This window comes from Micromonospora eburnea, assembly GCF_900090225.1.
Taxonomy (GTDB): Bacteria; Actinomycetota; Actinomycetes; order Mycobacteriales; family Micromonosporaceae; genus Micromonospora; species Micromonospora eburnea.
Map to the genome: position 1 here is coordinate 5764042 of NZ_FMHY01000002.1, position 13578 is coordinate 5777619.

Below are 13578 nucleotides of genomic sequence, written 5' to 3' on the forward strand. Positions count from 1 at the left end.
CGCAGCCTGCCGTCGATACGGCAGGGGTGCCGGCCAGGCAGATTCGCCGGACCCGACGAGCCGCCAGACACCAGAAGGGGCGCCCGACCTGGCGGTCGGGCGCCCCTTTTCCGGCGCTTCGGTGACGTGCCTCAGTAGCGCGAGACGCCGCGTCGACGACCCACACCGGACACCAGGGCCACGGCGACGGCGGCCAGCACGACCTGCACCAGCAGTTCCATCCAGTCGACGCCAGCGGTCTCGGTCGCGATGCCCAGGGCCCGGGCGAGCACGGTGCCCAGCAGTGCGGCGCCCACCCCGATCAGCATGTGCAGCCAGATCGGCATGTTCTGGCGGCCCGGAACGACCAGGCGACCCAGAGCGCCGACGATCAGACCAACGATCAACGCGGTGATGATGCCCGTGACGGTCATGGTCGTCTCCTCCCAAGAAGTTTTCACACGTTCCGTGTGGTTCCTGTCGTGACCGGTAAGTTCCCGACCCGCAGAGAAACCAAACCGACTCGCGCCATGACCGATACCGCCGGTCGATGCACGGACCCGGCGTGGAGCCTCATCCGGGTACGCGGAAACGGCCGGCGCCCCGCCCGCGAAACCCGGAAACGGGTCACCGGTGGCGGGGCGCCGGCCGTGTGTCGGCGTACCGGAGGGGTTACTTCTTGCCGGCGGGCTTGCCGTCCCCGGAATCGGAGGAGAGTGCGGCGATGAAGGCCTCCTGGGGGACCTCCACCCGGCCCACCATCTTCATCCGCTTCTTGCCTTCCTTCTGCTTCTCCAGCAGCTTGCGCTTACGGCTGATGTCACCGCCGTAGCACTTGGCGAGCACGTCCTTGCGGATCGCGCGGATCGTCTCCCGGGCGATCACCCGGCTGCCGATGGCGGCCTGGATCGGCACCTCGAACTGCTGGCGCGGGATCAGGGTGCGCAGCTTCGCCGCGATCGTCGTGCCGTAGTTGTACGCCTTGTCCTTGTGCACGATGGCGCTGAACGCGTCCACCGGCTCACCGTGCAGCAGGATGTCCACCTTGACGAGGTCGGACGACTGCTCGCCGGAGGGCTCGTAGTCCAGCGAGGCGTAGCCCTTGGTGCGACTCTTGAGCTGGTCGAAGAAGTCGAAGATGATCTCCGCGAGGGGGAGGGTGTAGCGCAGCTCCACCCGGTCGGCGGAGAGGTAGTCCATGCCGAGCAGGCTGCCCCGACGGCCCTGGCACAGCTCCATCACCGCGCCGACGTAGTCGTTCGGGGTGAGCACGGTGGCCCGCACGGTCGGCTCGTACACCTCGGCGATCTTGCCGGTCGGGTACTCGCTCGGGTTGGTCACCACGATCTCCTGGCCGTCCTCCTGGACGGCCCGGTAGACCACGTTGGGGGCGGTCGAGATCAGGTCGAGGTTGAACTCCCGCTCCAGCCGCTCCCGGATGATCTCCAGGTGCAGCAGGCCGAGGAAGCCGCAGCGGAAGCCGAAGCCGAGCGCCCCCGAGGTCTCCGGCTCGTACGTCAGCGCGGCGTCGTTGAGCTTGAGCTTGTCGAGCGCCTCGCGGAGGTTCGGGTAGTCGGACCCGTCGATCGGGTAGAGGCCGGAGTAGACCATCGGCTTCGGGTCCTTGTAGCCGCCGAGCGCCTCCCTGGCCGGCCGGGAGTTGATGGTGACCGTGTCACCGACCCGGGACTGGCGTACGTCCTTCACGCCGGTGATCAGATAACCCACCTCGCCGACGCCGAGCGCGTCGGCCTTCACCATCTCGGGCGAGATGACGCCGATCTCCAGCAGCTCGTGCACGGCGCCGGTGGACATCATCTTGATCCGGTCCCGGGCCTCGATCTTGCCGTCGACCACCCGGACGTAGGTGACCACGCCGCGGTAGACGTCGTACACGGAGTCGAAGATCATCGCGCGGGCCGGGGCGTCGGCCTCGCCAACCGGCGGCACGAACTGCCGGACGATCTCGTCCAGCAGGTGTGGCACACCCTCGCCGGTCTTGCCGGAGACCTTGATGCAGTCCGCCGGGTCGCCGCCGATCAGGTGGGCCAGCTCCTCGGCGTACTTCTCGGGCTGGGCGGCCGGCAGGTCGATCTTGTTGAGCACCGGGATGATGTGCAGGTCGTTCTCGAGCGCCAGGTAGAGGTTGGCCAGGGTCTGCGCCTCGATGCCCTGCGCGGCGTCGACCAGCAGGATCGCGCCCTCACAGGCGGCGAGTGACCGGGACACCTCGTACGTGAAGTCGACGTGGCCCGGGGTGTCGATCATGTTGAGCACGGCGGCCTCGCCGGCCCGGTCGCCCTCCCGGATGGTCCACGGCATGCGCACGGCCTGGCTCTTGATGGTGATGCCACGCTCGCGCTCGATGTCCATCCGGTCGAGGTACTGGGCGCGCATCTGCCGGGGGTCGACCACGCCGGTGAGCTGCAACATCCGGTCGGCCAGGGTCGACTTCCCGTGGTCGATGTGGGCGATGATGCAGAAGTTCCTGATGCGCGCCGGGTCGGTGGCACCAGGAGCGTTCGCGCCGGGATCGAGCGTCGGTGGCACAGCGGTCCGTTCTGGTCGGCTGACGTGAGCGGGCCGGCGCGCCGCCGGCCCCCTCTATGCTCCCACGCCGCCCGGGAAGCCGGTCCTCCCCCGTCACTCCTGCGGTGGCTCGGCGAAGAGTGCGGCCAGCCGGGGCAGCCGCCGCCGCGCCTCCTCCTCGTCGTCGAAGTCCCAGAAGTCGTTCAGGTCGGGCACCGGGACCGGGTCCCGCTCCGCCGGCAGGTCGGTCGCGGTGGCCTTCCGGTACGCCTCCCAGGGAACCGCCAGCATGTCCTCGCACTCGAACTCCTCGCCGCTGAGCGCGGCGGCCCTGACCTGCGGCAGCTCGGCGAGGGAGTCCGGGTCGGCGACCGCCTTCGCGAAGACCGCCCGGCCCTGGGCCATCAGCCAGCCCCGGAAATACTCGAAGCCGTCGTCGGAGGCGCCCCCGTTGATCAGATACGCCGCGCCCCAGAGGTCCACCCGGTAGGAGGCGGCGAGCACCCGCCGCTGGTGGTGGGCGTACCCGACGATCTCCGCCGGGTCCCGCTCGGCGAGCAGGGCGGCCACGCGGGCGGCGACCGCCTCGGGCTCGCCCCCGCCGCCGGCGCGGGCGCGGTCGATCAGCTGCCAGAAGTCGTCGGTCCTCATGGCCTGGCAGTCTCCCAGACCGGCTCCCAGTGCTCGCCCGGCCGCGGCGTCCATCGTCACACCCGGATACTGCCGGCGCGGTACGACAGTCCCGCCGGTGTCGGGCAGCATGATGCCGTGCCCGAGACCTCCCTGCCGCCGGTGCCGTACGCGGCGACGGCCGTCCGCCCCGGCTGGGCCGAACTGCCGGCCGGGCTGCGAGACGCGCTCGCGGCCCGGATCGGCGGCCACCCGGTGGCGGTCCGGAGCGCCGGCGCCGGCTTCACCCGGGGCTTCGCCGCGCTGCTGACCGGCCCCACCGGTGACCGGGTCTTCGTGAAGGCGGCGGCGCTGGCGGAGCAGCGGCACCTGGTCGACTGGTACGCCCACGAGGCGGCGATCCTGGCCCGGCTCCCCGCCGGCCTGCCGGTCCCCCGGCCGCGCTGGGCGCTGACCCAGGCCGGCTGGTACGCGCTCACCCTGGACGCGATCGACGGGCGGACGCCCCGGCTGCCCTGGGAGCCGGCCGAGCTGGACGCCGCGCTCGCCGCGTACGCCGAGGTGGCCGCCGCGCTCGCCGACCCACCGGCGGAGCTGGTGGCGCTCGGGCTGCCCCGCCTCGCCGATCTGGCCCGCGACGACATCCTCTGGTGGGGCGAGGTGGCCGCCGGCCGCGAGCCGATGCCGGCTCTTCCCGCCTGGGCCCCGCTGGCCGAGCTGGTCGCGCTGGAGTCCCGGCTGCCCGGGTACGCCTCGCACGGCGGGCTGGCCCACTGCGACCTGCGGGTGGACAACATCCTGCTCGACGCGGCGGGGCGGGCGTGGATCTGCGACTGGACCTGGCTCTGCCACGGGCCGGCCTGGTTCGATCTGGCCAGCCTGCTGATCACCGCGTACGCCGGCGGCCTGGACGCGGACACCGCCTTCGCCACCCACCCGGCGTCGGCCGGCGCACCGGCCGACGCGCTGGACGTCACCCTCGCGGCACTGTCCGGGTACTTCCTGACCAGCGCCGCCGCCGGGCCGTCGACCGCCTCCCCGCACCTGCGGGCGCACCAGCGGTGGAGCGGCGAACAGACGCTCGGCTGGCTAGCCGTCCGCCAGGGCTGGGGCTGAGCCGTTTTGGCTCGTCCCGGTCGACCTGGTAACCTGGCTTTTCGCGCGGCGATGACGCATGCTCGTCGTGCGCGAAAGCAGACCAACCCGAGCTATCAAGACGAGGCTGTCGCGTGGCGAACATCAAGTCCCAGATCAAGCGCAACCGGCAGAACGAGAAGCGCCGGCTGCGTAACAAGTCGGTCAAGTCGTCGCTGAAGACCGCCATCCGGAAGTTCCACGAGGCTGCCGAGGCTGGCGACACCGAGCTGGCCACCACCCTCATGCGGGACGCCTCCCGCAAGCTGGACAAGGCTGCCAGCAAGGGCGTCATCCACGCCAACCAGGCCGCCAACCGGAAGTCGGCGATCGCCCAGCGCGTCGCCTCGTTCTCGGCCTGACGAGCGCCGTAGACCCGACCGGAAGCCCCGGGGTACCGCCCCGGGGCTTCCGGCTGTCGGCGTTTTGGGTCACCGCCCTGACGCAGTGATCAACGCCGCCCTGTGCCCTGCTCCGGGCCGCCCTGCGCCCCGATCCACTCCGCCCAGCGCCCGATCCGCTCCGCTCCGCCCAGCGCACTGATCCACTCCGTGTGCGGCAAGGGGTGGTCTCGCGGGCAGTTGTGACCACGACATGCCGCACACGGAGTGGATCAAGATGCGCCGGCTGCGAGGCGCGGCGCCTACCGCGGCGTGTGCCCGGCCCGGCCGGACAGCCGGTGAAGACACGCGGCCAGCGAGCCGTCAGCGGGACGAGTCTCCGCGCCCGTCCGGCCATCGCTCGTCCTCGGGCGAGAGGACCGGATCGCCGGGGCGGGTCGCCCACTGCGCCGGATCACCGGAACGAGTCGCCCACCCCGCCGGGTCGCCGGAGCGGGTCACCCAGCAGGCCGGATCGACGGCGAGGGCCACACCGGGCAGCGCCCGCGCCGTCGCCGGTACGCGGGCCCGCCCGACCACCGGCTCGACCTGCCGGCGGAAACGGTCCCGTTCCTGCTCCGGCACCTGCGCCGCGCTACGGATCACCATCTCGGCGACCAGGTCGTTGAGCTTCACCATCGCCGCCACCACGGCCGGCAGCACCAGCACCGCCCACCAGCTGACCAGCTCGGCGAGGGCGAGCAGCACGGCGAGCGCCACCGCCCCCTCGAAGAAGAGGAAACAGAGCACCCCGCCCGGATTGACGAAGCGCAGCCCGAGCACCCGGGCGTAGAGCGGGCGGTGCCACTCCTCGTCCGTCGGCACGGTCGCCCAGGACCGGGCTGGTCGGGTCACCGGGCTCCGCCCTGCCGGGCCGCGGCGACGGAGAACACCGCCCGCTCCAGCGCGTATCCCCGGTCGTCGGCGCCACCCTTGACGGCCGCGTTGCACTCGGCGGCCGCCCGCATCGCCTCGACCAGACCCTCGGGGGTCCAACCCCGACCCTGCCGCTGAGCCCGCTCGATCTTCCACGCCGGCATGCCCAGGCTGCTGGCCAGCTGGTACGGGCTGCCCCGCCCGGCGGAGGCCACCCGGGCCACCGTACGCACTCCGTCGGCGAGCGCGTCGGCGATCGGCACCGGGTCGACACCGACGTGCAGCGCCCAGCGCAGCGCCTCCAGGGCGGCGGGGATGTCGCCGACCATCGTCGCGTCGGCGACGGTGAAGCCGCTCACCTCCACCCGCCCCCGGTAGTAGCGGGCCACCGTGTCCGCCCCGATCCGCCCGTCGGTGTCGGCGACGAGCTGGGAACAGGCGGCGGCCAGCTCCCGCAGGTCGGTGCCGACGGCGGCGATCAGCGCCTCGGCTGCGTCCTCGGTGCACTTCCCCCCGCTGCGGCGGATCTCGTCCCGCACGAAGGCGACCCGATCCCGGTGCCCCTTGAGCTTCGCGGCCGGCACCACCGTCGCGCCCGCCGCGCGCAGCCCGTCGGCGAACGCCTTCCCCTTCGCACCGCCGAGGTGCAGCACCACCAGCTGCACGTCGGGGTCCGGGTTCTTCGCGTACGCCAGCAGCGCGGCGACCAGGTCCTTGCGGGCGTCCTGGCCGGACCGGAGCACGAGCACCCGGCGCCCACCGAACAGCGACGGGCTGAGCATCTCGGCGATCTCCCCCACCACCAGGGAACCGGCCTGGTAGTCGCGGACGTCCACGTCCGGGTCGACGCTGCGCGCCCTGGCGACGGCTTCGGTGACCGCGCGCGTGGCGAGCAGTTCCTCGTCGCCGAGAACGAGCAGAATAGGGGGCAGGCTGGCGGGGGTCACGTCGCCCATACTCGCACGGCCCTCGCTCGGATCGTGCCTGCTCATCGGTGACTGTGACGGCGCAGCCCGCACTCAGTGCAAATCCAGACATTTTAGTCGATCCACCCGCTATGCCAACAAGTCGCCAGGCCTCCGCCGTCCCGGGGCGCGCCGCTCGCCGCAGCCGGCCACTCCGGCCGCCCTCACCGCCGCCGCCCCGGGTCACGCTCACCGTTGTCGCCCCGGCCGGACACCGCCGGTCACCACCGCCAGGCCGGCACCGTCGCGTACCGCCGCGAGGTCGCCGTCCGTGTCGGTCCGCAGCACCCGCGCGCCGGCCCGGGCCAGCCGATCGACGAGACCCGGGTTGGGGTGCCCGTAGTCGTTGCCGGCACCCACCGACACCAGAGCGACGGCGGGCCGGACCGCGGCCAGGAACTCCGGGTCCTGGTACGCCGACCCGTGATGGGCGACCTTCAGCACGTCGGCCCGGACCGCGCCGGGCGGCACGGCGGCCATGAGTGCCCGCTGCTCCTCCGTCTCGGCGTCGCCGGGCAGCAGGATCCGCACCCCGGCCACAGTGGCCGCCAGCACCAGCGAATTGTTGTTCGGATCCGACCGGCTCCCGTGCAGCGGGTATGGCGGCCCGAGCACCGTCAGCTCCACGCCCCCGGCCCGCCAGCCCCAGCCCACCGGCACGGGGCGCAACCCGGCGGCACCGCCATGCGCGGCGGCGCGTACCTGGGACACGCCGAAGGGCGGCTCGGCCAACTGCGGGGTCACCACGTCCGCCACCCGCCGGCCCCGGAACACCCCGGCGATCCCGCCCACGTGGTCGGCGTGGAAGTGGCTGACCACCAGCAACGACACCTCGCGTACGCCGAGCCGGCGCAGGCACCCGTCGACCCCGGCCGGATCCGGCCCGGCGTCCACCACCACCGCCCGCCCGGCGGCGACCGGCAGCACGACCGCGTCGCCCTGCCCCACCGCGCAGGCCACGATCACCCAGCCCGGCGGCGGCCAACCGGAGGCCAGCAGCCGGACGGGGAGCGTACCGAGCATCACCGCCACCGCGCAGACCGCGACGAGCCGTCGGAGCAGTTGGCGCCGGGCAGCGAGCAGCAGCGCTCCGCTGACGGCGGCCAGCAGCAGCGCCCCGGTCACCCCGCCCGGCCACGGCAGCGTCCCGGCGGGCAGCCGTGCCCCCTGCCGCGCGACGACTACCAGCCACCAGGCCGGCCAGCTCGCCAGCCAGGCGACGAACTCCGCACCCGCCGGCCAGACCGGCGAGGCGACGGCGGCGATCACGCCCAGCACGGTGGCGGGCGCGACCGCCGGCACCACCAGCAGGTTCGCCGGCACCGCCACCAGGCTCACCGTCCCCGAGAGACCGGCGATCACCGGACCGCAGGCGAGCTGGGCGGCGGCCGGGACCGCCAGCGCCTCGGCCAACCCCGGCGGTACGCCCCGCCGGCGCAGCGAGTCCCGCCAGCCGGGCGCGAGCAGCAGCAGCCCGGCCGTGGCGCACACGGAGAGCGTGAACCCCGGATCCCCGGCCAGGTCGGGGTCGACCAGCACCAACACGGTCACCGCGGCGGCGAGTGCCGGCAGCGCGGCCCGGGGGCGTCCCGCGGCGAGCGCGGCCAGTCCGATCGCCCCCATCGCGGCGGCACGGACCACGCTCGGCGACGGCCGGACCAGGATGACGAACCCGACCAGGGCGACCACGCAGAGCGCGGCCGCCGTCCAGGGACCGGCCCGGGCCCAGCGGGCGAGCAGCAGCACCGCGCCGACGACGATGGCCACGTTGGATCCGGACACCGCGTTCAGATGGGTCATGCCGGTGGTGCGGAAGTCCTCCTCCACGGCCGGCGGCAGCCGGCTGGTGTCCCCCACCACCAGGCCGGGCAGCAGGCCACCCTGGTCGTCGGGGAGCGGCTCGCAGGCACGTTGCAACCCGGCACGCAGGGCGCCGGCGGCACGCTGCGGCCACGGCGGCGCGCCGTGCCGGGTGGGCGGCCCGGCCGCCGAGAGCACCGCCGCCGTCAGGTCCCCACCACGCGGGGGCGACAGCCGCCCCCGGGCGGTCGCCCGCTGCCCCGGCAGCAGCGTCCGCCAGGCCGGATCGGTCGCCAGTACCAGACCGCGCACCGACCCGTTCACCTGCTGGCCGGTGGAGTCGGTGAGGCGTACCAGGTCGGCGCGCAGAAGCACGGTGCTCGGCCGGCCTGCGGCACCTCGGATCGGGCGCGGGTCGTCCCGGACCACCAGCTCGGCGGTGACCTGTGCCCGCTCGTCGACGAGCGCCCGCACCGGAGCCGCGTCGCGCACGGCCACCCGGGCGGCGGTGGCGGTCGCCCCGCAGACCACCCCGAGCAGCACGGCGAGGGCGATCCAGCCGTACCGGCGGGCGGGCGGGGCCGGCCGGCCCAGCAGGCCGCACAGGTGCAGGCCGAGCACGGTGGCCAGGCCGGCGGCGACAGCCGCGACCATGGCCGTCGCCGTCGCGCTCCGGTGCAGACCGGCCAGGGCGGCGAGCCAGGCCGCCACGGCCAGCCCGGCCAGACGTAGGTCGGGAACGTCACGCGGTTCGGCGTCGTCGCGCCGGCCGTGCTGCTGCGTCTTCGGGGCGTTCACACGGTCACCAGGTCCTTGAGCTGCTCGTACCGGGCGTCGCCGATGCCTTCGACCTGACGGAGGTCGGAGACCGACCGGAACCCGCCGTGGCGCTCGCGATGGTCGAGGATCCGCTGGGCGAGCACCGGGCCGACGCCGGGCAGCGCGTCGAGCTGGGCCAGGGTGGCCGTGTTCAGGTTGACCGGTCCGGCCGGGGCGCCGGCGCCCGCCGGCTGGCCGGGCGCGGGCTGCCCTGGTTGGCCGGGTTGCCCGGCCTGACCGGGCGGGGCGGCCACGCCGACCAGGATCAGCTCGCCGTCGGTGACCTTCCGGGCCGGGTTGAGCAGGGCCACATCCACGCCGGGCAGTGCGCCGCCGGCCGCCTCGACGGCGTCGGCGACCCGGGCGCCGGCCGCGAGCCGGACCAGACCGGGACGGCGTACCTTGCCGGCGACCGCGACCACCACCTCGCTGCCCGCCGAGGACGACGCGGCCGGGGAGGGCTGCGCCTCGTCCGGTGCGGCGACCGGCGCGACCGGCCGGACGGGCTCGGCCCGGGGCCGGGACCGCCAGGCCCAGATCCCGGCGGCCAGCACCACGACGGCGGCGACGACGGCGAGGGCCCGGATCCCGCGCCGGCCGGGGTCGAAGGCGCCCGGCCCGGGCAGCCGGGGCGGTCGGCCCGCCGGCGGCGACCCCGGATCGGGCTCGTCAATGGGGGTGACCTCGGCGAGCCCGGCCGCAAGCGGCATCGGTGCGGCCGACTCCACCAGCGCGGAGCGCGACACGGGCGGCACGACCGCGTCGGGCTTCCCCGGCACGGAACGCGGTCCCGCGGCGCGCCGGAGCGTGGCCGGGACGGGACCGACGGCCGGCCAGGCCGACTCGTGGCGCGATCCCGGATCGAACAGCAGGGACAGCCGCCGTCGCACCACGCTCTCCTCGTCGTCTGACACGGCGCGAGGCTAGGCACGAGCAGTGGTGGCGGTCAGGCCTGGACGGTCGCCCTGTGGACGAAACACCTCCCTGTGGACAGACGCCTGATCATGCCCACGGTGTGCTAACAGACGCGGCGAAGGACCGGTCCGCCCCGAGAAGGGGTTTCACGCTGACACCGGGGGTGGCCCGGTGTAGCCGCTGTTCCACCGGAACCGGTTGGCCGGCTGGGCGTACTCCTCGATGACGTGTGCGATCCAGCCTGCCGTCCGGGCGATCGCGAAGATCACCTCTCCGGCAGCCGGGCCCATGCCGGTCGCGTGCGCCAACGCGGCAACGGCGAAGTCGACATTGGGCAGGGCTGCCCGTCGTGCCGCGGTGGCGACCAGATCGTCGACGGCTCGCCGCAGCTCACCCTCGATCGGCAGCTCCGCGACGAGATCGAGGAGGGCCGCTCCACGCGGATCACCGGCCGGGTACAGCGAATGCCCGAACCCGGGCAGACCGCCGTTCCGGAAGCATTCGGCGATCGCGGCCGGTGCCCCGTCCCGCAGCGCCGCCTCGATCATCCGGTAGACACTGGTGCCCACGGCACCGTGCATCGGCCCGTCCAGCGCACCGAGGCCCGCCAGCACCGACGCGTAGGGATTCGCCCGGGTCGACGCCGCCACCCGCACCGCGATGGTCGAAGCGGCCAGGTCATGATCGGCAAGGAGGACGAGCGCGGCGTTCAGCGCCCGAAGGCCCGCCACGGACGCCGGCAGGTCGGTCAACCGTAGCCACAGGCGGGCCGCCAAGCTGTCGTCCGGAGCTGCCTCGCCGGCGGTCGGCAGGGCGTCGACCATGGTGGACAGCAGCGCGGGCGCGAGAGCCGTCACGGTGGCGGGCGCCAGGTCGAAGCGCAGCGGGTCCATCGCGGCCGCGACGGCGACGATCACCGGCAGCCGGTCGAAGAGCCGGGCCTGCGCCGGCAGGTGATCGCTCGCCCGTCTCGCCCGCTCGACGGTCTCCGCGGCCGCCACGAAAGGCTCCGGGCGCCGCTCGCCAGCCCAGAGCCACCGCGCGATCTCCTCGAACGGCGTCCCCGGCGCGAGCTTCGCGACGTCCAGTCCCCGGTAGTGGAGCCGCCCGTACGCGATCAGCGTGGTGGCGGTGCGCATCGCCGGCGCGGCATCGCGCTCCGGCCGGGTCGCCTGGGTACGGGATGCCAGCCGCTCGACGTCGGCCAGCCGGAAGCGACTGATCCGCTCGCCGGAAACCTTGACTCTGTCAAGCAACCCTCGGCTGACGTAGGCATAGACCGTCTCCGGCTTGATACGCAGGCGATGCGCCACCTCGTTGGTCGTCAGCAATTGGTCCTCGGACATGTGGTCATGCTCTCACGTTGACTGGATCAATGTTGACCAGCTCCGCCCTGCGACGTGACGCTGCCGGCATGGCTGACACCATCACCGCTCCTCGGGGACTCGCCGGCGTCGTCGTCACCGACACCACGATCGGCCGCGTACGCGGCCGTGAGGGCTTCTACCACTACCGGCAGTACTCCGCGATCGAACTGGCCGAGCGCCGCACCCTGGAGGACGTCTGGGCGCTGCTGATCGACGGCGCCCTGCCGGACGAGCCCAAGGCGCTCCAGCAGGAGATCGCCCCGCTGCGCCACATCCCACCCGCCGTGGCCGCCGCGCTGCCCGACATCGCCGCGGCCTCCCGATCGCAGGACCCGATGGGCGCGCTACGCGCCGCGCTGGCCGTCGCCGGCCTCGCCGCCGGGGCCCGCCCGCTGTACGACACGTCGCCGGCCGAGCGGCGGGCACAGGCAATGGCGCTCTGCGCCCTCACGCCCAGCCTGCTGGCCGCGTTGTACCGCCTGCGCGCCGGCCTGGATCTGATCGAACCGCGCGACGACCTGTCACACGCGGCGAACTACCTCTACATGATCACTGGCGAGGAGCCGTCCGAACCCCACGCCCGGGCGATCGAGCGCTACCTCATCGCGACCGTGGATCATGGCTTCAACGCGTCGACCTTCACCGCCCGCGTCATCGCCTCCACCGGCGCCGACATCTACGCCTGCGTCGGCGGGGCCCTCGGCGCGCTCTCCGGCCCCCTGCACGGCGGAGCGCCCAGCCGGGCCCTGGACACCCTCGACGCCATCGGCTCGATCGACCGGGCCGACGCCTGGCTGCGCTCGCGCGTCCTGAACGGCGAGCGGATCATGGGGTTCGGGCACCCGATCTACCGCGCCGAGGACCCGCGGTCACGCATGCTCAAGGGGATCGCCCGGGACCTCGGCGGGGAGTTGGTGGACCTCGCCGTGGCCGTCGAGGAACGGATCCTGTCGTTGCTCGCGGAGCTGAAGCCCGGCCGGGAACTGCACACCAACGTGGAGTACTACGCCGGCGTCGTGATGCACCTGTGCGGGTTGCCCCGGGAGATGTTCACCCCGACCTTCGCCACCAGCCGGGTCATCGGATGGTGCGCGAACGTGCTGGAACAGGCCGAGGACCCGAAGATCATCCGGCCCGACTCGCGATACGTCGGCCCCGACGCGCCCCAACCACTGCCCTGAGAACGGGCACCCTCGGATCCTGGGCAGTCACCGTCCGAACCGAACGGTGACTGCCCAGGATCTCGCGATACCCGGCTGATCGGGGGCCGAGGGCCACGACGTCGGTCACGCCGGGCGGCGGTGGATCACCACGCAGGCCAGCCCCGGCCCGGCGTGCGCCGCCACCACCGCCCCGGCCTCGGTGACGTACGTGTCGCGCAGGCGGTCACCGAGCCGCTCGGTCAGCGCCGTCACCAACTGCTCGGCGCGCTGTGCTGCGGCGAGGTGGTGCACCGCCAGGTCCACCTCGGCGTCGCCGGCCGTCTCGACCGCCAGGTCGACCAGGCGCGCCAGGCCCCGACCGGCGGTACGCACCTTGTCCCGGACCACGATCGCACCGTCCGGCATGTGCAGGATCGGCTTCACCGACAGTGCGGTACCGAGCAGCGCCTCGGCGGCGTTGATCCGGCCACCCCGACGAAGGAACTCCAGGGTGTCGACGTAGAAGAAGATGGTGGTCCGGGCGGCGGCGTCGACCGCCGCCTGGCGTACCCCGGAAAGGTCCGCCCCGTCGGCGGCGGCCGAGGCGGCGGCGAGGACCGGGAAGCCCAGGCCCATCCCGGTGGAGCGGCTGTCGACCACGCCGACCCGGTCGCCGACCTCGGCGGCGGCCAGCCGGGCCGCCTCCACGGTGCCGGAGAGTTCGGCCGACAGGTGTACCGAGACCACCGCGTCGGCGCCCCCGGCGAGCAGCGCGCGATAGACCTGCGCGAACTGCTCGGGGGCGGGCCGGGAGGTGCTCGCCGCGACCCGCCGGCCGGCGAAGGCCCGGATGGCATCCTCGGGGAAGACCTCGACCCCTTCCAGCCCCTCCACGCCGTTGAGCACCACGGTGAGCGGGACGACCGTGAGCTGGTGCGCGCGCACCAGCTCGGGCGGAAGATAGGCGGTGGAGTCGGTGACGACCGCGACGGGCATGCCCGGCACGCTAGCCGATCCCCGAGCGGCACGCCCGGGCCGGAGG

Annotated in this window: 12 protein-coding genes; 3 read left to right on the top strand and 9 right to left on the bottom strand. The window is 73.7% G+C overall.

Features of this window, described 5'->3' with window-relative positions; translation table 11 throughout:
• Positions 1-131: 131 nt before the first annotated feature.
• From GA0070604_RS24905 to GA0070604_RS24915, 3 genes are all read right to left on the bottom strand, one after another.
• Positions 132-413 (bottom strand): GlsB/YeaQ/YmgE family stress response membrane protein, encoded by a 282-nt coding sequence (locus GA0070604_RS24905; RefSeq protein WP_091123473.1) that lies wholly within the window; start codon positions 411-413, stop codon positions 132-134.
• A gap of 238 nt (positions 414-651) precedes the next feature.
• Positions 652-2529, bottom strand: a complete 1878-nt coding sequence (gene lepA / locus GA0070604_RS24910) for a translation elongation factor 4 (protein ID WP_091123477.1) — start codon at positions 2527-2529, stop codon at positions 652-654.
• A gap of 93 nt (positions 2530-2622) precedes the next feature.
• Complete coding sequence (locus GA0070604_RS24915; RefSeq protein WP_091127396.1) at positions 2623-3159, bottom strand: DUF4240 domain-containing protein; 537 nt, start codon at positions 3157-3159, stop codon at positions 2623-2625.
• Between the two features lie 117 nt (positions 3160-3276).
• Between GA0070604_RS24915 and GA0070604_RS24920 the strand changes: the two genes are divergently transcribed.
• On the top strand, positions 3277-4254 hold the full coding sequence (locus tag GA0070604_RS24920; protein ID WP_244162074.1) for a phosphotransferase: 978 nt from the start codon (positions 3277-3279) through the stop codon (positions 4252-4254).
• 113 nt (positions 4255-4367) lie between these two features.
• The gene (gene rpsT, locus GA0070604_RS24925) at positions 4368-4634 is read left to right on the top strand and encodes a 30S ribosomal protein S20 (RefSeq protein ID WP_091123481.1); all 267 of its coding nucleotides are present in this window, start codon (positions 4368-4370) and stop codon (positions 4632-4634) included.
• A gap of 342 nt (positions 4635-4976) precedes the next feature.
• On the opposite strand, the gene GA0070604_RS24930 is transcribed toward rpsT, so the two are convergent.
• From GA0070604_RS24930 to GA0070604_RS24950, 5 genes are all read right to left on the bottom strand, one after another.
• Positions 4977-5507 (bottom strand): hypothetical protein, encoded by a 531-nt coding sequence (locus GA0070604_RS24930; protein ID WP_244162075.1) that lies wholly within the window; start codon positions 5505-5507, stop codon positions 4977-4979.
• Positions 5504-6484 carry a DNA polymerase III subunit delta gene (holA, locus tag GA0070604_RS24935; RefSeq protein WP_091123485.1) on the bottom strand — a complete coding sequence of 327 codons (981 nt, stop codon included), beginning with the start codon at positions 6482-6484 and terminating at the stop codon, positions 5504-5506. Before holA ends, GA0070604_RS24930 begins: the two co-directional genes overlap by 4 nt.
• Positions 6485-6682: 198 nt before the next feature.
• Positions 6683-9091, bottom strand: a complete 2409-nt coding sequence (locus tag GA0070604_RS24940; RefSeq protein WP_244162076.1) for a ComEC/Rec2 family competence protein — start codon at positions 9089-9091, stop codon at positions 6683-6685.
• Positions 9088-10026, bottom strand: a complete 939-nt coding sequence (locus GA0070604_RS24945) for a ComEA family DNA-binding protein (protein ID WP_244162077.1) — start codon at positions 10024-10026, stop codon at positions 9088-9090. The genes GA0070604_RS24940 and GA0070604_RS24945 overlap by 4 nt, the downstream gene beginning before the upstream one ends.
• A gap of 147 nt (positions 10027-10173) precedes the next feature.
• Positions 10174-11373, bottom strand: a complete 1200-nt coding sequence (locus tag GA0070604_RS24950) for a citrate synthase (protein ID WP_091123488.1) — start codon at positions 11371-11373, stop codon at positions 10174-10176.
• Positions 11374-11441: 68 nt separating this feature from the next.
• Between GA0070604_RS24950 and GA0070604_RS24955 the strand changes: the two genes are divergently transcribed.
• Entirely contained in the window at positions 11442-12575 is a 1134-nt protein-coding gene (locus GA0070604_RS24955; RefSeq protein WP_091127400.1) for a citrate/2-methylcitrate synthase, read from the top strand.
• 105 nt (positions 12576-12680) lie between these two features.
• Here GA0070604_RS24955 and GA0070604_RS24960 read toward each other — a convergent pair whose 3' ends face one another.
• Positions 12681-13532, bottom strand: coding sequence for a DegV family protein (locus GA0070604_RS24960; protein WP_091123491.1), 852 nt, complete (start codon positions 13530-13532; stop codon positions 12681-12683).
• Positions 13533-13578 lie beyond the last annotated feature (46 nt).